The following is a 20,031-nucleotide window of genomic DNA, read 5'->3' on the forward strand; positions in this document are numbered from 1 at the left end:
TGTACCTTTTTATATACAATAGAATGTTAAAGAGTCAGTTCTGTGCTGTTTGAATCTTCTTTTGGATTCTTACCTTTTTTAGACCAATATGTAGCGAGCAGGGAGCCCGAAAGGTTGTGCCATACACTGAAAATCGCGCTCGGAACGGCAGATAGCGGTGAAAAATGTGCCGTGGCAAGTGCTGCGCCAAGCCCTGAGTTTTGCATGCCGACTTCAATTGCAATTGCTTTTTGAGACGCATAATCCATTTTTAACAGCTTTGCACATAGAAATCCCAGTAAATATCCAAACCCGTTGTGCAGGATAACTACTGAAAAAATAAGCAAACCTGATTGAAGCAGGTTTTCCCGGTTGCCGCTTACAACAGCTGACACAATGGCAACGATACCGATGACTGAAACAAGCGGCAGGGCATGAACGGCTTTTGCGACCTGTTTTTTGAAAAATATTTTGACGACTAGGCCTGCAATGATTGGAATCAATACAGCCTGCAAAATCGAAATAAATAACGAGCCAGGTGAGACAGGCAGCCATTCCTTGGCAAACAGCATAATCAAAACCGGCGTCAAAACCGGTGCCAACAAGGTGGAAATCGTTGTGACAGCAACAGACAGGGCCGTATTGCCTTTTGCTAAAAATGTCATAACATTAGAGGCAGTTCCACCGGGACAGCAGCCAACGAGAATAACGCCTACCGCGATTTCCGAGGGGAGATGCAGGCCATATGCTAAGCCGAAAGCAACAAGCGGCATAATCGTATATTGGGCAATCACTCCGATAATGACGTACAAAGGTTTTCTGATCAGCTCTTTAAAATCATCGGTTTGCAGTGTTAGCCCCATTCCAAACATAATAATGCCAAGAAAAATCGTAATATAAGAACTGATCCAAGAAAATAATGACGGGAAAGAAAATCCGAGCACGGCAAAAACAATGACCCAGATTCCGAAGGTTTGTCCCGCGAAATGACTTATCTTTCTGATGTTTTCCATAAAAACACTCCTCATACACTGATCAAGAACTCCAGCAGAAATCCTTACAGATTTTTTGGTATTCCCCTATTATAATTAATTTTCTGAATAATTCAATATTGATAGATTGACTGTGATCTGATATATTCATGGAGATAGATGATAAATATATTATGTAAACTAATCAAAATATTCTTGACTATATAGGTAGATATTCTTACAATGAACCTTTAAACTGTTTTGGAAAATAGGAGTGATAGGGTGAAGGAAGCTAATCAATGGTCTTCGAAGCTGGGCTTTATTTTAGCTGCGGCTGGATCGGCTATCGGTCTCGGTGCAATATGGAAATTCCCATATGTAGCAGGCACCAGCGGAGGAGGCGCGTTTTTATTTATTTTTATTTTATTTACAATTTTAATCGGACTGCCATTATTGCTTGGTGAATTCATCATAGGCAGAAAAACACAGCAAGATGCCGTCCAATCCTATAAATCTCTTGCTCCAGGGTCTAAGTGGCATTGGATAGGCTATTTGGGCATGGCGACGTGCTTTATTCTGTTATCATTCTACAGCGTAGTCGGCGGATGGATTTTAAATTACATTTTTAAAGGCTTTACCGGCGGTTTATCGCATACGTCAGGATTTGATACGCTGTTTGCGAATACTATTTCAAATCCTTATTTGGCTGTAGGAGGCCAGCTGCTGTTTATGCTGGTCACAATTTTGGTTGTCGCAAAAGGTGTAAGCAGCGGAATTGAAAAAGCAAGCCAAATTTTAATGCCGGCGCTTTTTATATTATTTATCATTTTAATGGTGCGTTCAGTTACACTTCATGGAGCGATAGAAGGTATTAAGTTTTTCCTGACACCTGATATCTCTGCGATTGACGCCAATACGATATTATATGCGATGGGCCAGTCCTTCTTCTTATTAAGTGTCGGTGTATCTGTAATGGTAACGTATAGTGCTTATCTAGAGAAACAAGAAAATCTGGTGCAGTCTGCTGTATCTGTTACGGTTTTGAATGTCCTTGTCGCCATTATGGCGGGCATCGCGATCTTTCCAGCTGTTTTTTCATTCGGTCTCAAACCGGATCAAGGTCCTGTTCTGTTATTTAATGTGCTGCCGACTGTGTTTAATCAAATGCCGTTCGGAATTGTCTTTTTATTAGCATTTTTAATTCTATTTTTATTTGCGGCACTGACCTCTGCGTTTTCAATGCTTGAAATTTTGGTCGCTGTGCTTTCTAAAGGCGATGTTAGTAAAAGAAAACGATTTGCCTGGATCGGCGGGATTGCTATCTTTCTGGTCGGCGTACCGTCTGCGTTATCATACGGGGTTTTAAGTGATGTTACCATTTTTCACATGTCTATTTTTGACGCAGCTGATTTTCTGGTCAGCAATATTTTAATGCCGTTAGGAGCGTTATTGATTTCTATCTTTGTACCGTTAAAAATACCGAAAGAGGATTTGTTTAACGAGCTGAAAAGCGGCTCAAATCTCAAGCGAAAGTGGTTTGCGGTTTGGCTTCTGCTGATACGTTATCTTTCACCTGTTGCAATCATTATTGTATTTTTACATGTATTAGGTGTTTTTTAAAAAATGAAGCCCCCTGGAAAAGGGGGCTTTTTTAATAGAGTTTCCATACAACTTCTTTTGCCTGTTCAAAACGTTTTTCGGCTTCACGCCAATCGACTACGTTCCACCAATGATCAACATAGCTCCCGCGGTCATTTTTATATTGCAAATAGTAAGCATGTTCCCATACATCAAGCGGCAAAAGAGGGATAACATCCCACTGGCTGAAGTGCTGGTGCTTCTCTGCGGCTAAAATCTCAAGCCGTCCGGAACGAGGGGACCAGACAAGAATGGCCCACCCGACACCCTCCACTTTTTTTGCAGCTTGGGTAAAATGCTCCTTAAAGGCCGAATAGCTTCCAAATGAAAGATCGATCATTTGAAACAATGCTCCAGTAGGACGTCTTTTTCCGTTTGGATGCATAGAAAACCAAAAAATACTGTGCAAATAATGGCCAGCTCCATGAAATGCCAGCTCTCTTTCCCAATGAGTGATCAAGTCATAGTTCTTTGAAGCTCTGGCATTCTTAAGCTCCAATTCTGCTTTATTCAGTCCGTCAACATAGCTTTGATGATGCTTTGTATGATGAAGCACCATAATATCACGCGAAATATAAGGTTCTAAAGCGGAGTACTTGTACGGAAGCTTTGGGAGAACATGTTTTCCTATAGGAACGAAGGCACGTCTTTCACCTGTTTCTTCTGATTGTGTAATATCACGATAGAGTGTGGCGGCCTGCTGATACCACTCTTCTTCTGTCGTCTGGTCATCCTCCAGCGCTTCAATCATCTTTTCGATTTGATCCTCAAATTGATCAAGCTGTCCTCGTTTTTGAATCTGATCTTTTAAGGCTTCACACCAATTGAACATCTCGGTTTGATAAGATTCACGTTTCATTTGCTGTCTCCTTTTCAATAGAATTCAAATACTTGCTGACAGCCAGCAAAGGGAACACATAAGGATAACTATGGTACCGAATATAAAATTGCTTTGGCAGCCCGATTCCCACTGGATAAGTCAAGCTTCTACCGTCATGAGAACTGCTGTCCATGAGGTAGTTCATTCCTTTTACAATTGCTGGATGACTGGGTTTTTCATATTGCAATAAAGCATCTAAAGCCCAGGCAGTTTGTATAATGGTTCCTTCTTTAAGCGGCACATAGGTTTTGACCTCAGCGCTTTTGCAGGATTCACCCCAGCTGCCGTCATCATTTTGTACGGTTTTGAGCCACCGGATTGCCTTTTGTATCGAAGGATGTGTTCGAACAACTCCGCAGGCGTGCATACCGGTCAAGGCAGCCCATGTGCCATAAATGTAGCAAACACCCCATCGTCCGTACCAAGATCCATTACGTTCCTGGTTTTCAAAAAGCCAGTTCACAGCACGCTGAATGTGGTGATGTTTAACTGAAAAGCCAGCTTTTTCACCTAAAAAGTGCAGCACACGCCCGGTAAGGTCGGCGGTTGAGGGATCAACAGCCGCATCCTCGGCGGATTCAAGCGGGAGGTGGCGGATAAGAGGGTGGTTCACATTTTTTTCAAAGGCGGAAAACCCTCCATCATTGTTCTGCATCGATAAAAGCCAAGCCACACCTCGCTCCCAAGAAGAAGGAGAGAAGTTGCGGGGAATTGCTTTTAAGACGGCTGCGGTGTCGTCACAATCAGGATTATTCGTGTTAATATTTGAAAATCCCCAGCCGCCTGGAGATACATTTGGATTTTTGACAGACCAATCTGCTATCTTCGTATGCTGCCGCTTTTGTAAAAAAGAAGCGGCTTTTGTAATTGGACCGTCTGTTTCGGCAACGCCGTTTTGCTGGAGCGCATAGGTGATTAATGCAGTATCCCAAACAGTGGATGTGGAATTTTCTAAGTAAGGAATGCCGCCGCATTCAGTCACCAATGCTTTGATGCCATTTATTGCCCTTCGGATGACCGGTGAATGGCGTGACACACCAAGTGACAGAAGGCTGTATACCATAAATATTGTGGCGCTTGCATAACTGTACAGTGTGCCGTCTTCTTCAATCCGGTCAAGCATATACGTTTTAGCTGTGTGTAAGCCCAGCTCCTGAAGAGCAAAGGGTGCACGAAAAATGCGCTTCCAATGAGTCAGAACAGAAGAGAGGTCTCGCTCCTCGAAAGCATCGGAACGGAGCCAAGTCAAAGGATTTTTTGTCATGTGCGGGTCGAGGTGGCGGAGAGATTGAATTTTGCGGTTTTTTAGTGTGAATCGCTGATTGAGTGTTACGGCCATTGGAGCAAAGTGTATACGGGCATATGTGCTGAACTGATAAAAATGAACCGGGAATGTTGGGGGAATTGCTAAAAGCGACAATGGCAAATATAAAGCGGGCCAAGGGTAAAGGCCATTTGCTGCAAGCATCCATTTTGTCATAAAATGAATATTTCTCAAGCCGCCATGTGATGCAATGAATTGTTCAGCTTTTTTCATGTGCGGATCAGTTCGATGGCAGCATCCTGAAGCCAGCATTCCGACATATCCTTGGACGGTAGCTATTATATTGCCGTCTGTTTCGTCAGGAAAATTGTTAAACGTTCCGTCTGGCTGCTGATTTTCGCGAATGCCGGCTGCAAGCGCCGAAATGAGTTCTTTTTCATTTTCACCTTCATCAAGTGAGGTGAGGAGCTGAATAAAAAAAGAATTCGTCATGATTGGCCCTTCAAAGCAAAATGTCCAAGAACCGTCATCATTTTGCCTATCTTTCAGCTCTGAAATGGTGTTTTGCTGATAGCGCCTCACCTTCTCCTGAAGTGTGCTCATCCCGCTCAACTCCTTCAGAAGATATATATTCACCTGCTTTTGCCGCCATTACTGAAAGAAAAAAACTGCTGGCTGGCAGCAGTTTTTTTGAAAAACCGTTTAGTCCTCAAGATTAATCCATACACTCTTGACTTCTGTGTAGTTATCTAGAGCATAGGAGCCCATTTCTCTTCCGAGTCCGGATTGTTTATAACCGCCGAATGGGGAAGCTGCGTCAAACACATTATAGCAGTTTACCCAGATAGTCCCGGCTTGAAGACGATCTGCGATATAATGGGCTTGTTTTACATTCTCGGTCCATAGTCCGGCAGCAAGTCCGTATTCAGAATGGTTAGCTCGTTCAATGACTTCGTCCACTGTTTCATATGGTATGGCCGTCAGGACTGGTCCGAAAATTTCTTCTTTAGCGATGGTCATATCGTCTTCCACATTCGCAAACACAGTCGGCGCGACAAAGTATCCTTCTTCATAAGGGCAGCTTCCGCCAGTGACAGCTTTAGCTCCTTCATCTTTCCCTTTTTGAATATAAGAAAGAACGCGTTCATGCTGCTCCTTGCTCACGAGCGGGCCGATTTGGGTATCTTTATGAAGTCCGGCTCCTTGGCGGAGTGATTCAGCATAAGACACCATCTCATTGACAACTTCATCATACTGGTCTTTATGAATAAAGACGCGTGAGCCCGCACAGCAGACTTGGCCTTGGTTAAACATGACACCGTTTAAAGCGCCTGGAATGGCTTTTTTCAAATTCGCATCCGGGAGCAGGATATTAGGTGATTTTCCGCCCAGTTCCAGGGTGACCCGCTTAATGCTTTTTGCCGCTGTGCCCATGATTTTCTTTCCGATTTCTGTTGATCCGGTAAAGGCAATTTTATCAACCGCTTCATGGTTGGTAAGTGCTTCTCCCGCATCCTCACCGAATCCCGGAATGATATTGATGACACCGTCGGGGAAACCTGCTTTATCAATTAACTCAGCCAAATAAAGAGCTGAAAGCGAGGTTTGCTCAGCAGGCTTAAGCACAATGGTACAGCCGGTTGCAAGAGCCGCACCCATTTTCCACATCGCCATAAGAAGCGGGAAATTCCATGGGATGATTTGCCCGACGACGCCGACAGGCTCATGGCGTGTGTAATTAAAATAGGAGCCGGAAACAGGGATTGTCTGCCCTGTTATTTTTGTACACCAGCCTGCGTAATAGCGCATATGCTCAATAGCCAGCGGAATATCTCCATTTGTTGTTTCGTTTATTGGTTTTCCGTTATCAAGGGTTTCAAGCTGGGCAAGCTCAGTTTTATGCTCTTCCATTAAATCTGCCAGCTTATACATCAGTCTGCTTCTCGATGCTGGAGACATTGTTCTCCACTCGCCTTGATCAAAGGCTTTGCGGGCAGCTTTAACGGCTTTGTCCACATCCTCTGCCTGGGCTTCATACAGCGTCATTAAGGTTTCGCCTGTCGCCGGGTTGGGCGTGTCAAAGGTTGCCCCTGAGGCACTCGGAACAAACTTTCCATCAATATAAAGCTTCTTTGTTCCCTGTAAAAATGTCTCCAGCCTTTTACTCACTTGCATCGTTAAAGAACTCATTCGTAACAAACCTCCAGTCATTTTTATGGTCTGTTCTGAGATTCTTGGTGATAGTATGGATATTGCTTCATTGAAGAGCAGGAATTAGCTGCGATCGTTACTGTGGAAGTAAGCGTATACAAACATTCTATACTAGAAAACAAGGCAAAATCAATGAATAACCGATATTGCAATTTACAAAAGAAAAAAGCTACAATAGGCTTATAGACAAGTAAAGGAGATTTCATCATGATACATAAAAATTGGCTTGAAAAAGAAACCATTAAAAAAGTAAAGTGTGTTCAGACAAACGCAAAAAAATACATTGTAAATCGCGTATTAACTCCAGGGAAAGAATATGAAGTGAAGAATGAAACAGAGGAATTTCTGTTTGTCGTCGATAATACAAATAAAATCGGCGGTTACTATAAAGAATATTTTGAAGAGGTATAATCACCGATCGAATTCCTGAGGGAGAAGAAACAGAAGATGTCACAATTGAAGATACGGATGGTTATGCAAAGGACCGCAGCTAAGCTGCGGTTCTTCTTTGATTCAAAAAGGGAAAATAAAACAGATACACAAAAGAAACATTAAAAAACTCATTTTTCAAAAAATATTTACGGAAAATGAAACTTTTTTCTCTTTTGGTGCGTACTACATGATGACAACAATTCAAAAGACAAGAAACAAATCAAAAATTTGAAAAATGTAATCTGTTCGTAATGGTTTAAATGTCTTCTATGTCGTATTCTTATATAGGGATAAAGGACTTATTTTATTTAATGTAATCTCGTCATAAGAAAAATAGATAAATGCAGAAAGAGGGGTTCTTCATTGGGTATTTTTTCTGTTAGCAGATCAACTGACGCAAAGAAGCTTGAAGCTTTGCTCGTTGAAGGGGAAAGAATAGAATCGATTTATAAGCTCCGGGTTGACCAAATTTGCTTTACAAACAAACGTATCATTTTCTTTGATAATAAGGTGTTTTCTAAAAAGAAGGTTCGTGTATTTCTTCCATATAAAACGATTGAAAGCTTTGCCATTCAAGAAGCGGGAATGTTTGATCCCGATACTGGACTTTTATTAATGACAAGAAGCAAAACCTTTGAATTAGAATTTGCGAAAGATACCGATTTAAGCGAAGTGCAAGCGGTGCTGACAAAGTATTTATGCAGCTGAATAAAACTGACTGAGGCCAGCCGTCCCAAAGAATGGTTTGGCTTTTTTTGTGCCATAAAAACGCTTTTTTGGTTTGTCAGTATTCAAAACTGGGAACAGAGAAAAAAAAGGAGAGGATACACATGGCACTGACTAAAGAACAAACTCAGCATCTCTACCATAAATTGCTTGATATGCAAAAAGAATTGTCTGGCGAAAAAAAGAAAACACAATCAATGACTGAAGAAGTAGGAGAGCTGTCTAATGGGGTCGATAACCATATGGCTGACCACGGAACGCTTGTAACAGACCGCATGACAGACCAAACGGTAAAAGAAATAGACCGGGAACTTTTGGAGGAGGTTAATCAGGCTTTACAAAAGATAAAAGACGGAACGTACGGCATTTGTGAAAAAACAGGTCAAGACATTCCGTACGAAAGATTGGAAGCTGTTCCGTACGCAAAAATGACAGTGGAAGCCCAAGCTGATGTAGAGGACGATTTGGAAACGGATGCTCCGTCATTCGAAAGGGAGTTTCATGAACAGGTCAAAGATCTATCTAATAAAGAAACAATTGATCAAAAAAGCTCTCAAACGTATGAGATTTTAGACCGTGAGCAGGATTCAAACTGAAAATGGCAAGCAAGTACACCGATATGAAGTGTACTTGCTTTTTTTTATGAAAAAAATCTCATATTCGAAATAAAGTGATTGACTTTGCATAAAAAAGAAAGTAACATACTATTTGTAAGTTAATATAAAAAGTTTACCGGGAGGAATACAAATGTCTACAGTTTTATTTGTAAAATCAAGTGACCGTACAGCTGAAGAAGGTGTTTCAGTTAAACTATACGAAGCATTTCTAACTGCATATAAAGAAAACAACCCTAATGATGAAGTGATTGAATTAGATCTTCATAAAGAAAACCTTCCTTACCTTGGAAGAGATATGATTAATGGAACATTTAAAGCAGGTCAAGGTATGGAAATGACTGAGGAAGAGAAAAAACAAGCTGCAACAGCTGACAAATATCTGAACCAATTTGTAAAAGCTGATAAAGTGGTGTTCGCATTCCCGCTTTGGAACTTCACAGTGCCAGCAGTGCTTCATACTTATGTGGATTACCTGTCTCGCGCAGGCGTTACATTCAAATACACACAAGAAGGACCAGTTGGTTTAATGGGCGGCAAAAAAGTTGCACTTCTTAACGCGCGCGGCGGCGTTTATTCAGAAGGGCCAATGGCTTCACTAGAAATGTCATTAAACTTCATGAAAACAGTTCTTGGTTTCTGGGGTGTTCAAGACTTGCACACAGTTATCATCGAGGGACATAACGCAGCTCCTGATAAAGCACAAGAAATTGTTGAAAAAGGTTTACAAGAAGCGAAAGAGCTTGCTGTTAAATTTTAATGAATGAAGACTCCTATCCGTGAGATAGGAGTTTTTTTGCGTGTACATATTATATAGAAGAAAGTGATGACTTCTTGCCGCCAAAAAACGCCGTTTTTTTATCGTAATATATTTTTTGTTTGTCGAGTTATTAGATATACTAGCGAAAAAAACAGTTTTATGGACGCAAAAAAGTTTTTCTGAACAATTGATCTACCCCTTGATTAAATATGTCCGATGGTGTACTATATAAAAGAAGCTACTTTGTACGTATTGTTAATTAAGTTTTAACCTTTAAGCTGTAATAGGGAGTTTTATATCGAAGCCGGAATGTCATGCCTCCATTGTAGAGGACGACAGGAACGTTTCTGCAAACACCCACTTTGAGGAGTGGTGGTTTAAAACTTTCTTACTTGCATACGGCAAGATGTAGCGAAAGTCATTTCCTTTATGGAAATGGCTTTTTATTTTATCTGAAAAAGGATTTTTATATCGAAAATTCAATTTCCATCCGAGAAGAAATGCAGGGTTATTTTTTGTGATATGATGGGAGAAATTGAAGGAAAAGCGAGGGTTACACGTTATGTTACATAAAGCCCAATCTCTTTTGTCGCATTATTTCGGCTATGAAAAGCTGCGCAGAGGGCAGGAGGAAGCCATCCGTTCGGTGACAGAAGCGAGACAAAACACGGCCTGCATCATGCCGACGGGCGGGGGGAAATCAATTTGCTATCAAATTCCGGCTTTGATATTTGAAGGAACAACTATTGTCATTTCACCGTTAATTTCCTTAATGAAGGATCAGGTTGATGCTCTTGAAGAAGCGGGAATCAAAGCCGCTTACATCAACAGTTCGCAAACCAATCAAGAAATATATGAAAGGCTGAACGGCCTGAAAGAAGGGGCCTATAAGCTTTTTTATATTACACCAGAGCGGTTAACCTCAACAGAATTTATTCGTATTTTGCAAAGCATTGTCGTTCCTTTAGTAGCAATAGATGAAGCGCACTGTATTTCTCAATGGGGCCATGATTTCAGGCCAAGCTACAGAAACATTGAAATTCTGTTTCGTGAGTTAAATGACAAACCCGTCATCATGGCATTAACGGCAACAGCAACACCTGAGGTGCATGATGATATATGCAGCCAGCTGCATATTCAAAAAGAAAACACGGTGTATACCGGTTTCTTCCGTGATAATCTGACTTTAAAAGTTGCAAAAGGGGAAAACAAAGATCGTTTTATTGAAGAGTATGTAAAAAGAAACAAACATGAAGCAGGCATTATCTATACCGCGACAAGAAAAGAAGCAGATCGGATATATGAGCGATTAAAACGAAATCAGGTCAGCGCAGGGCGGTATCACGGGGGCTTACAGGACGAAGTCAGAAAAGAACAGCAGGAAAGGTTTCTGAACGATGAGCTGCAGGTCATGGTTGCCACATCTGCTTTCGGCATGGGCATCGATAAATCAAATATCAGGTTTGTTCTTCATGCACAAATCCCGAAAGATATGGAAAGCTACTATCAGGAGGCAGGACGAGCTGGCCGGGATGGCCTCGACAGTGAATGTGTGCTTTTATTTTCTCCGCAGGATATTATGGTACAGCGCTTTTTAATCGAGCAATCGGAAAATGAAGAGAAGCAAAAGCAGGACTTGAAAAAACTGCGGCAAATGGTTGACTACTGCCATACGGAAGATTGTCTGCAGCGATTTATTCTGATGTATTTCGGAGAAACGCAGCCTGAAGCCTGCGGACAGTGCGGAAACTGCACAGATACAAGAACAGTCCATGACGTGACGAGAGAAGCGCAGATGGTCTTATCGTGTATCATTCGCATGAATGAACGTTTTGGGAAGACGATGGTTGCGCAGGTGCTCGCTGGATCAAAAAATAAAAAAGTACTCGAAAACGGCTTTAGCAGCCTTTCAACATACGGAATATTAAAGCACCGATCAGTCGGTGAAATCAGCGACTTCATTGAATTTCTGATCGCTGACGACTTTATTAGGATGTCAGATGGAACATTTCCGACTCTTTTTGTAAGCGGCAAAGGGAGAAATGTGCTGAGAGGCGAATTATCGGTAGCGAGAAAAGAAGCATTAAAAGCAGAAGCCATTACGGAAAATGACGAGCTATTTGAACGGCTGCGCACCTTACGCAAGCAAATTGCGGCGGAGCAGGGTGTTCCACCTTTTGTCGTTTTTTCTGATCAGACGCTGAAAGATATGTCAGGAAAACAGCCTGTAAATGATGAGGAACTTTTGTCTATAAAAGGAGTCGGAGAACAAAAAAGAGCAAAATATGGCCGGCTTTTTTTAGAAGAAATACAAGCTTATGTACAGGTGACAGACTCAAAAAAAGCATAAATCAACCTTTTTTCTTTGAAAAACACATTTTCTTTTCTTTTTTTTGACCCAAACTTAAAAGACTTGAAAAGCCTATTATATCAAGGGTTCAGTAAGACTTTCCAACGGAGAGAAATCCTTCATGTAAAGGAACTGTAATCTAAATCATATCTTTTTGTTATTGATTTGACATTTACATGTGTTACGATATCACCTGTTAGCCGCCAATAAAAAGCTAACAAGGGAGGATTTACTTATGAAGAAGACGATTATGTCCTTTGTAGCAGTTGCAGCACTTTCAACAACTGCATTCGGAGCTCACGCTTCTGCAAAAGAAATCACGGTGCAAAAGGGTGATACGCTCTGGGGGATCTCTCAGAAAAACGGAGTGAACCTAAAGGACCTAAAAGAATGGAACAAGTTAACTTCTGATACAATCATTGCGGGAGAAAAACTGACCATTTCTTCAGAAGAAACAACCACTTCTGGGCAATATACAATTAAAGCGGGAGATACGCTTTCTAAGATTGCTCAAAAATTCGGTACGACAGTTAACAACCTGAAAGTTTGGAATAACTTAAGCTCTGACATGATCTATGCTGGATCTGCACTTTCAGTAAAAGGTCAGGCAACAGCAACAAACACAGTGACTGAGAATGCGCAAACAAGCGCACCTCAAACTGAAACAAAACAAGAGGCTGTGCAAAAAGAGCAACCAAAACAAGAAGCTGTTCAACAGCAACCAAAACAAGAAACAAAGGCTGCAGCAGAAACTTCTGTTAAAACAGAAGAAAAGGCTGTTGAATCTAATACAAATCAACAAGAAGCGGCAAAAGAACTAACTGTTACTGCTACTGCTTACTCTGCTAACGACGGCGGCATTTCCGGCGTTACAGCAACAGGCATCGACTTAAACAAGAACCCGAATGCTAAAGTTATTGCGGTTGATCCAAACGTGATTCCGCTTGGTTCTAAAGTCTATGTTGAAGGTTATGGAGAAGCAACAGCAGCAGACACTGGCGGCGCAATAAAAGGAAATAAAATTGACGTATTTGTACCAAACAAAAGTGATGCACATAATTGGGGCGTCAGAACAGTAAGTGTAAAAGTGTTAAATTAATAGAATAGATGAAGATAAAGGACATGTAGCTCTAAGCTCGTGTCCTTTTTTTGTTTTTTAGAGACGTAAAACATAATACGCTGATAAAAGAAAAATTGTGCTCCTTCTGATTTCGATGAATAGAAGGTAAACGCTCCTGTCATCTACTGTCTTTGCAGAAGGTGTGCTGGCTTTTACTTTGATTAATGGACAAAGCTACGCGGGCTCTATGACAGCATGTCTTGGGAAGCAAGTGCGCCGCCCGCGTTACTTAAAAACAGGAGTCATGGCGATACCTGATTTTTTGGAGCAGCGATCATAGGTTATGCTGTTTCATTCCAGCAACAGTGCTGTATTCAAGGCTCTTGTCTTCCGCATTACGGAGACGTTTGGCATCAGCACGTTCATGGCGGTTTAGCTGATTTCCTTCATTATTGCGTAACGACTGCTACATTTTTTTGGCGGGCTGATAGCAGCTGCTTTTAGCAGATGTGATATACGGAATTGGTTTAATTTTAGGCGATTTTTTTATTGTGGTTCTCGGTGTTCTTGCAGTCGAAGATGGCAGCTTTGGGAGCAGAATTGCAAGACTGACTGCATTACATAATTGAAAAACCCAATCAATCGATATTCGTAATTCGGCAGATGTATCCCGGCCGACGATTTGAACAGGTTTATTAGTGAATCACCTGTATTATGAACCATGCAATTTGTTCAGCGTGCGTTAGACGCTAAACATTCAGATGAAGGCCAGAAGGGGGCTTTTAAACTGATCGGAGTGTATTATATAGTAGTTCCGGGAGTGACTGCCTTTTCATTTGTATGGCTTCGGAATAGAAATGCTGACAGTGTATACCCTCGATTGATCATCGACTTATCGCCAGCGTCACTTACTGGTGTTTTTGCCGCTATTTTATTCAGGGCGATTTTAAGCTCTTTCAGTGGGGCTTTAAACAGTACAGTTACCTTGTTTACATTAAATATATACAAGCCAATGTTCAAGCCAGATGATGGTAAAGGTGAAATTGTCAAATCAGGGCGCATTTTTGTTGCAGCCTCGGGATTGTATCCATGTCATAGCACCATTTGTTTTATACGCGCCATAGAGCTATACAGCTATCATCAAGAGGTGGACGGTATGTCAATGAACAATGAATGGCGAAAATGACGCCTTGGTTTATCAAAGAAAACACCAGACTATGAAGAAGTGAAGAGGCAAGAAACTAATTAGAGGAGTAGATCATGTGTTTACTCCTCTTTTCTTCTGTCTATAAAAGTTCCGTGTGTTATGCCTTCCAGTATAGAATCTTCAAGAGATGATCAGGTTCTTTAATGTCCCCGTGGCTTCTTTACGAAAAAAGTACCGGCATTTGCTGCGGTTTCAAAATTGAATACAAGCCTGATTATGACCCGCAGGTTGATATTACACCATGGAAGCACGTCAAGCTGGCGTCATGTGATGTGTTATTTTCATTCTTGGAGCGGCAACATATCTCCTGTTTCAGCGTGGGGAGTAGCAGATGAACAAAAGAGGATTTTGGACATATGCCAAGATCCTCTTTTACTTAAACCAGCCTTTTTCCTTTGAGCGCGTAATGGCTTCTATACGGTTTTTCACTTCAAGCTTTTCCAGAATCATAGAGATATAATTTCGCACCGTCCCGCTTTTAATGCTGAGTTCTTGGGCGATTTCTTTTGTGTTTTTTCCGTCAGCCACAAGTTCGAGCACTTCTTTTTCTCTATCTGTGAGAGGGTTGGCCTCGCTATACATATCCTCCATCAGCTCAGGTGCGTAGATACGCTTTCCGTTCATGACGCTTCGGATGGCGCTCGCGAGCTCTTCACTCGGACTGTCCTTCAACAAATAGCCTTTAACACCGGCTTTAATGGCTCTCTGAAAGTAGCCGGGGCGGGCAAAAGTGGTTAAGATAATAATTTTGCAGCCTGTATCCTTTAACTCCTCAGCAGCTTCAAGGCCTGTCTTTCCGGGCATTTCAATGTCCATAATGCATACATCGGGCTGATGTTTTTTTGCGAATTCGACAGCATCCTGTCCGGTTGTTCCTTTGCCGACAACTTTCATATCGTCTTCTAAGTTCAATAGTGATCCTAAAGCGCCCAGCAGCATCTGCTGATCTTCCGCAATAAATATACTAATCATGTAAGCCATCCTTTTTGTTTATTTTGAGTTATTAGGAATCGTCATGGTAAGCTTGGTTCCGTTTTTGGTGTCGATGTGAAGGCTCCCGTTTGCAAATTCAAGACGCTCTCTCATACCGAGTAAGCCATGTCCTTTTGAAAAGCACGTGTCTCTTCCTTGAAATGTTCCATCGTCAGACACTGTAATAACAACTTCCTTCCAGAGCTCCTGAATATCAACTCGGCATGTTTTAGCCTGACTGTGTTTCACAACATTTGTGACAGCTTCCTTTAAGCACATGCTCAAAATATTTTCATTAAGCAATGAGATATTTTCGGGCAATTTCTCAACTTCGTAGATAAATGTAATGTCAGCAGCTTCGAGAATTTGTTTGATATTTATGATTTCATCCTTGAGCCGGATGCCTTTCATAGAGGATACGATTTTTCTTACTTCATTTAAAGAAGTTCTCGCTGTTTGCTGAACGCTTTTCAGCTCACGCGCTGCTTGTTCGGGATCTTTGTATATTAATTTTCTCGCCAAATCGCTTTTTAAACCGATAAGAGAAAGCTTTTGACCAAGCGTATCGTGGAGATCGCGGGCAATCCGCTGCCTTTCTTCTAATTTTACCAAATCGGCAATCCGTTCATTTGCAAATTCAAGTTTTTCTTCCAGCCGTTCGCGCTCCTTGCGGCTTCTGACACTGAACGGCAATAAAATTGCACTGATGAGGGTAATGACTACAAAAGGAATTTGTGTCAGAAAGAATTCTTTTTTTAACACAAGACTGAAATTCGCTGCGACAGCTGCGCTTATTAAATGTACGTAATATAAAATGTGGAAAGGGACACGTTCTTTTATGTTTCCAATAAAATACGCAATAAAAAAAGCAAAATAAATATAACTGAACAGCGTAATGGAGGCGGTTGAAATGCCGATTAGCAGAAACGCCCACAAATAAATGGCCCAGCCTTTTGAGACAAAAGCAAATCGATAAACCGAAAAAAATAAAAGCGTCAAAATAATTCCGACGATAATAACAAATGTAGAAGATGATTTAAATATAAAGTAGAAGGGCAGGATGAAAAATATCGTCCATATATAAGGCGTGATCCCGCTTAGTTTTTGAAATGTAAAATGCTTTTTGATCATGATATAACCTCATTTTCAGCTTTTCATCTTAAATGTAACTTTACCATTGTAAAAGCCAGATTGCACCACCGAACAATAAAAAGGAAGTCTTCTTGTTGTATAAGAAGACCTCCTAATTGTCAGGCGTTCTCCCGCAGCTTTTGTTTTTCTGTTGAATCAGGCGGAAGGCGGAAAGATATTTGTTTGATATCCCGAAATGACACAAATTGTTTTTTGTCTTCATCCCAAAGACGGAATGCGAGTGATTGCAGGCTTGTTTTTAAGGTGATTGTCGGTACGTTTTTTAATGGTTCGTGATGTTCATGAGCAACTTCAAGCTTATAGTTCGGCACCTTTGGGCTCAAATGGTGAACATGGTGGTAACCGATATTGCCTGTCAGCCATTGAAGGAGTTTCGGGAGTTTATAAAATGAACTGCCTTCCACAGCGGCTTGAACGTAGCTCCAGTTTTCATCTGCTTCAAAATAAGAGTCTTCAAATGTATGCTGTACATAAAACAGCCACACGCCGATTGAACCTGAGATCAGAAAGATAGGGCCTTGCACCAGCAAAAACGATTGCCAGCCAAAGATCAGGCAGCAAACAGCAGCCAATGACACAATTGCCAGGTTTGTAAGGTACGTGTTCATACGCTCCTTACGTCTTGCACCTTTTTTGTTAAAACGGTTGGTGATCAGAAAAACATAAATTGGTCCGAGAATAAACATGATAAACGGATTTCTATAAAGTCTGTATGCAAGTTTTGTGCGTCTAGATGCGGCTTTATATTCGTTTACCGTTAACAGCCAGATGTCACCTGTTCCGCGTTTATCCAGATTGCTGCTGGTCGCGTGATGAATCGAATGGCTGTGCTGCCATTGAAGGTAAGGGAATAAAGTCAGAACACCTGTCAGAAAACCGAGAATATGGTTATAGCGCTTTTGTTTGAAAAATGATTGATGGCAGCAGTCATGAAAGATAATGAAAATTCTTGTCAAAAACCCTGAGGCAACCACTGTTAATGCTAAAGTAAGAAGATAGGAGACATTGAGGCTGAAATAAGCAAGAAACCACAGTCCGAAGAAAGGGATAAACGTGTTTAAAAGCTGAATCAGACTGTTTTTTGTTTCGGGCTGAGCAAAAGCAGCGACTTGCTTTGTCAGCAGTTTTTGTTTGTGTTTAAGGGTTGGTTCAGTCATAGTAAAGGATCCTCTCATTGTGTGTCTCGCTTAAGTATACGAAAGAGAAGGATGTCTTTGTAGTAGCACACATCATACATCATATATGACATTTGTCATGTGGACTGAGATGACGTGCAGATGTGAAAACAGCTTGTAAAAAGATTTTACAAGCTGTTTAATGTTTGTCGATCCATATTCGTGATGTACCCGAAACAGCTTCAAGCCTGCATGTTCCCCCAATAGGGAACGTGGCAATTGGAGAGGTATGCCCGGCATTTATGTTTGCGATGACGGGGAGGCCGGATAATTCTTTTTTTGTACCAACTATCGCTTTTACGTGATCTATTGATACGTTTGATGCTTTTTGGAACCTGCCGATCAATATCCCCTTTACATTTGAAAAAGAAGGGAGGTGGATGAGCGATTGTAAATCGCGGTCAAACATGTTTGCGTCCGACATATAATCATCCTCAATCAGTAAAATTGTATTTTCTGTTTCCGGAAAATACTCCGTTCCCTGCAGCAAATTAAGTGTACACAGGTTGCCGCCAATCAATGTGCCTTCAGCATAGCCATCCTGGATCACAATAGGACCGGAATGGTGATAAAAGTGCCTGTTTTCTTGATCTGAAAACCATTGGTCATCACTCCACTCTTGTGATGGCAGGATTTCAAAGGCTTCATCCGAAGCGCAGCAAGCCAGAAAATAATCTTTTATATAGTCCAATCCTTTTTTCATTGCAAACGTAGAAAAGTGGGGGCCTGAATATGTAACGAGACCGGTTTTTTGATAAATGGCATTGGCGAGAGCCGTAATATCGGAATAGCCGCAAAGAATTTTTGGATTCTGTTTGATTTTCTCGTAATCAAGATAACGCAGCAGCTGATTGCTGTTGAATCCGCCGAGTGTTGTTAAAATAGCTTTGACTTCGGGATCAAAAAAGGCGCTGTGCAGATCACTTACTCTTGATTCGATAGAGGATGACTGGAATTCGTTTAACTCCTCTGCGTATTCAGCAATGGTCACCCGAAAACCCAATCGTTCTAATGTCGTTTTTGCGTGCAACTTTGCTTCATTTGTTAATACGGACATGCTGGTGGCGGGAGACACGATTCGAATTTCGTCTCCCGGTTTCAGTTTGGGTGCAAACACTTCAGGTCCTCCTAAACAGTTTTACACCATTACAGCATATCTCGGCATATTCTTCCAGACTTTTTTAGAAATCCGTCCATTTAATGCTTCCTGATTGTGTATCGTAGTCAATGGATACTTCAAATTGATGCTTTTCATAAAAATGAATGAGTCTGTCCACATGATTCCAATCCCGTTTGGCTATGTCGCCGGTAACTTTCGGGATATTGCAGTCTCTGGCAATATCTTTTAAATATTTCATACAAATAGAACCGAAGCCGTAATTCGGAGGCCCTTTAATATCCCCAATATGAATGGCATCGTCCTGATAGGATGCTACAAGTGAAAAGCAGCTTTTCCCTCTATAAGCTGTTTCACAATCTGTGAGCATAATTTTGCATGTTTGGCCATCATCAATCGAGGAAACAATCATCCAATCTTCATCTTTCGATTGATCAATACCAAGCACTCTGGCATCTTTCGATAGATCCTTTATATTTTCCTGCATGCGATAAATTTGAAATTCTAAATGATTCAGCTCTTCTTCAAGCTCTTGGCGGTTTTTTTCCTTAGTGGTAATCAAAATCAAACCCCTTTCAAAAAATAGTTAGAAACACAGTAACCAATTGTAGTAGATAGAAGAGGCGTTTGTAAATGATAAATCCATAATTGCTAGAATTTAGTGCAAGGAAGGTTTGATTGGTTTTAAGAGAGGAAAAAGAAAAGTAACCCGTTGCAAAAGGAGGAATATGAATGCCGATTGATTCATTGATTAAGAAATTGCGTTATGTCCAATTGGAATCCCCGGACAAAATTCTCTCATTATATCTCAACACAGATATGAGGGATCCAGAGCAGCAAGGGGGAGAATGGAAAATTGCCCTTAAGTCAGGGTTCGGCAGATTAAAAGAATATCTGGCAGCAAGTGACCCTGAGGAAGAAAAGTGTCTGAATGCAATCACGGACAAAATCTATCAGCACCTTAACGGAATAGGAAAAAACATGCCGCGCAGCCTCGTGTTTTTTGTTTCGAATAGCGGTATATGGGAAGCGATCAAGCTTCAAATTCCTGTTGAAACAAAATTTTACTGGGAAGAGACAGCTGTACTTGATCAGCTGGAGAATTTGCGCAAAACGTATCCAAGCACGGCTTTTATTTTAACGCAGCAAAATGAAGTGAAAATTATAGAAACCGTTTTAGGCAAAATTGAAGCGGTGGAACATTATGAATATGACGTAATCAATGAATCATGGGAGAGCAGCCAGTCTTCTAAAACCACATCGGCTTCATTAGAAGAGGAACAGCTGAAGAATCATGTAACGGAGAATCAAACGAGACTGTACAAGCGGCTGGCGGCCAACCTCGACCAAAAGGCCGCGGCAAAAAAATGGGAGCGGATGATCATTGCCGGTGATAAAGAAACGGCTGACATCCTCGATCAGCATATGAACAAACCCGTTCATTCGAAAATCCAAAAGAATTTGCTGAATGAAAATGAACATAAGGTTGTTGACCATTTAATGCAAGAGGCATAAACCAAAAG

At 41.3% G+C, this 20,031-nt stretch carries 18 protein-coding genes, 1 other RNA gene and 1 pseudogene; 11 read left to right on the forward strand and 9 right to left on the reverse strand.

What is annotated here, in order from left to right:
• Positions 1–26 precede the first annotated feature (26 nt).
• Positions 27–992: a bile acid:sodium symporter family transporter gene (locus tag KXD37_RS05830; protein ID WP_101860559.1), complete on the reverse strand. Its 966-nt coding sequence runs from the start codon at positions 990–992 to the stop codon at positions 27–29.
• Positions 993–1,232: 240 nt separating this feature from the next.
• On the opposite strand from KXD37_RS05830, the gene KXD37_RS05835 reads away from it, so the two are divergent.
• Complete coding sequence (locus KXD37_RS05835) at positions 1,233–2,570, forward strand: sodium-dependent transporter (RefSeq protein WP_095713102.1); 1,338 nt, start codon at positions 1,233–1,235, stop codon at positions 2,568–2,570.
• A gap of 31 nt (positions 2,571–2,601) precedes the next feature.
• Here the strand turns inward: KXD37_RS05835 and KXD37_RS05840 are convergent, their stop codons facing one another.
• The 3 genes from KXD37_RS05840 to dhaS form a co-directional block, all read right to left on the reverse strand.
• The gene (locus tag KXD37_RS05840; RefSeq protein WP_105955027.1) at positions 2,602–3,447 is read right to left on the reverse strand and encodes a superoxide dismutase; all 846 of its coding nucleotides are present in this window, start codon (positions 3,445–3,447) and stop codon (positions 2,602–2,604) included.
• Complete coding sequence (locus KXD37_RS05845; RefSeq protein ID WP_255002756.1) at positions 3,437–5,335, reverse strand: prenyltransferase/squalene oxidase repeat-containing protein; 1,899 nt, start codon at positions 5,333–5,335, stop codon at positions 3,437–3,439. Before KXD37_RS05845 ends, KXD37_RS05840 begins: the two co-directional genes overlap by 11 nt.
• A 99-nt stretch (positions 5,336–5,434) precedes the next feature.
• Positions 5,435–6,922: an aldehyde dehydrogenase DhaS gene (dhaS, locus tag KXD37_RS05850; RefSeq protein ID WP_255002755.1), complete on the reverse strand. Its 1,488-nt coding sequence runs from the start codon at positions 6,920–6,922 to the stop codon at positions 5,435–5,437.
• A gap of 228 nt (positions 6,923–7,150) precedes the next feature.
• Here dhaS and KXD37_RS05855 point away from each other — a divergent pair, with 228 nt between their 5' ends.
• The 9 genes and pseudogenes from KXD37_RS05855 to KXD37_RS24075 form a co-directional block, all read left to right on the forward strand.
• Positions 7,151–7,354, forward strand: a complete 204-nt coding sequence (locus tag KXD37_RS05855; RefSeq protein WP_024121722.1) for a DUF6501 family protein — start codon at positions 7,151–7,153, stop codon at positions 7,352–7,354.
• Between the two features lie 384 nt (positions 7,355–7,738).
• On the forward strand, positions 7,739–8,083 hold the full coding sequence (locus KXD37_RS05860) for a PH domain-containing protein (protein ID WP_024121720.1): 345 nt from the start codon (positions 7,739–7,741) through the stop codon (positions 8,081–8,083).
• A gap of 122 nt (positions 8,084–8,205) precedes the next feature.
• Complete coding sequence (locus KXD37_RS05865; RefSeq protein ID WP_255002754.1) at positions 8,206–8,697, forward strand: TraR/DksA family transcriptional regulator; 492 nt, start codon at positions 8,206–8,208, stop codon at positions 8,695–8,697.
• A gap of 151 nt (positions 8,698–8,848) precedes the next feature.
• The gene (gene azoJ / locus KXD37_RS05870; protein ID WP_255002752.1) at positions 8,849–9,475 is read left to right on the forward strand and encodes an FMN-dependent NADH-azoreductase AzoJ; all 627 of its coding nucleotides are present in this window, start codon (positions 8,849–8,851) and stop codon (positions 9,473–9,475) included.
• A gap of 232 nt (positions 9,476–9,707) precedes the next feature.
• Positions 9,708–9,894: non-coding RNA, 6S RNA (gene ssrS, locus KXD37_RS05875), on the forward strand.
• Positions 9,895–10,037: 143 nt separating this feature from the next.
• Complete coding sequence (gene recQ / locus KXD37_RS05880; protein WP_263463391.1) at positions 10,038–11,825, forward strand: DNA helicase RecQ; 1,788 nt, start codon at positions 10,038–10,040, stop codon at positions 11,823–11,825.
• A gap of 235 nt (positions 11,826–12,060) precedes the next feature.
• The gene (locus KXD37_RS05885; protein WP_095713095.1) at positions 12,061–12,924 is read left to right on the forward strand and encodes a LysM peptidoglycan-binding and 3D domain-containing protein; all 864 of its coding nucleotides are present in this window, start codon (positions 12,061–12,063) and stop codon (positions 12,922–12,924) included.
• A 682-nt stretch (positions 12,925–13,606) separates the two neighbouring features.
• Positions 13,607–14,071, forward strand: a complete 465-nt coding sequence (locus KXD37_RS05890) for a sodium:solute symporter family transporter (protein ID WP_255002748.1) — start codon at positions 13,607–13,609, stop codon at positions 14,069–14,071.
• Positions 14,058–14,134 (forward strand): annotated as a pseudogene (locus tag KXD37_RS24075) (lipoprotein); the annotation flags it as partial. The gene KXD37_RS05890 and the pseudogene KXD37_RS24075, both read left to right, overlap by 14 nt.
• Positions 14,135–14,464: 330 nt before the next feature.
• Here KXD37_RS24075 and desR read toward each other — a convergent pair.
• The 5 genes from desR to KXD37_RS05915 form a co-directional block, all read right to left on the reverse strand.
• The gene (gene desR, locus KXD37_RS05895; protein ID WP_010334571.1) at positions 14,465–15,064 is read right to left on the reverse strand and encodes a two-component system response regulator DesR; all 600 of its coding nucleotides are present in this window, start codon (positions 15,062–15,064) and stop codon (positions 14,465–14,467) included.
• Positions 15,065–15,082: 18 nt separating this feature from the next.
• Positions 15,083–16,195 (reverse strand): two-component sensor histidine kinase DesK, encoded by a 1,113-nt coding sequence (gene desK / locus KXD37_RS05900; RefSeq protein WP_024121713.1) that lies wholly within the window; start codon positions 16,193–16,195, stop codon positions 15,083–15,085.
• Between the two features lie 119 nt (positions 16,196–16,314).
• Positions 16,315–17,373, reverse strand: coding sequence for a fatty acid desaturase DesE (desE, locus tag KXD37_RS05905; protein WP_106021272.1), 1,059 nt, complete (start codon positions 17,371–17,373; stop codon positions 16,315–16,317).
• 157 nt (positions 17,374–17,530) lie between these two features.
• On the reverse strand, positions 17,531–18,508 hold the full coding sequence (locus KXD37_RS05910) for a S66 peptidase family protein (RefSeq protein WP_263463392.1): 978 nt from the start codon (positions 18,506–18,508) through the stop codon (positions 17,531–17,533).
• A 64-nt stretch (positions 18,509–18,572) separates the two neighbouring features.
• On the reverse strand, positions 18,573–19,070 hold the full coding sequence (locus KXD37_RS05915; protein WP_024121710.1) for a hypothetical protein: 498 nt from the start codon (positions 19,068–19,070) through the stop codon (positions 18,573–18,575).
• Between the two features lie 170 nt (positions 19,071–19,240).
• Between KXD37_RS05915 and KXD37_RS05920 the strand changes: the two genes are divergently transcribed.
• Positions 19,241–20,023, forward strand: a complete 783-nt coding sequence (locus KXD37_RS05920; protein WP_024121709.1) for a VLRF1 family aeRF1-type release factor — start codon at positions 19,241–19,243, stop codon at positions 20,021–20,023.
• Positions 20,024–20,031 lie beyond the last annotated feature (8 nt).

Origin of the sequence: Bacillus sp. XT-2, from assembly GCF_025696525.1 — a bacterium.
In the GTDB taxonomy this organism is placed as follows: Bacteria; Bacillota; Bacilli; order Bacillales; family Bacillaceae; genus Bacillus; species Bacillus halotolerans.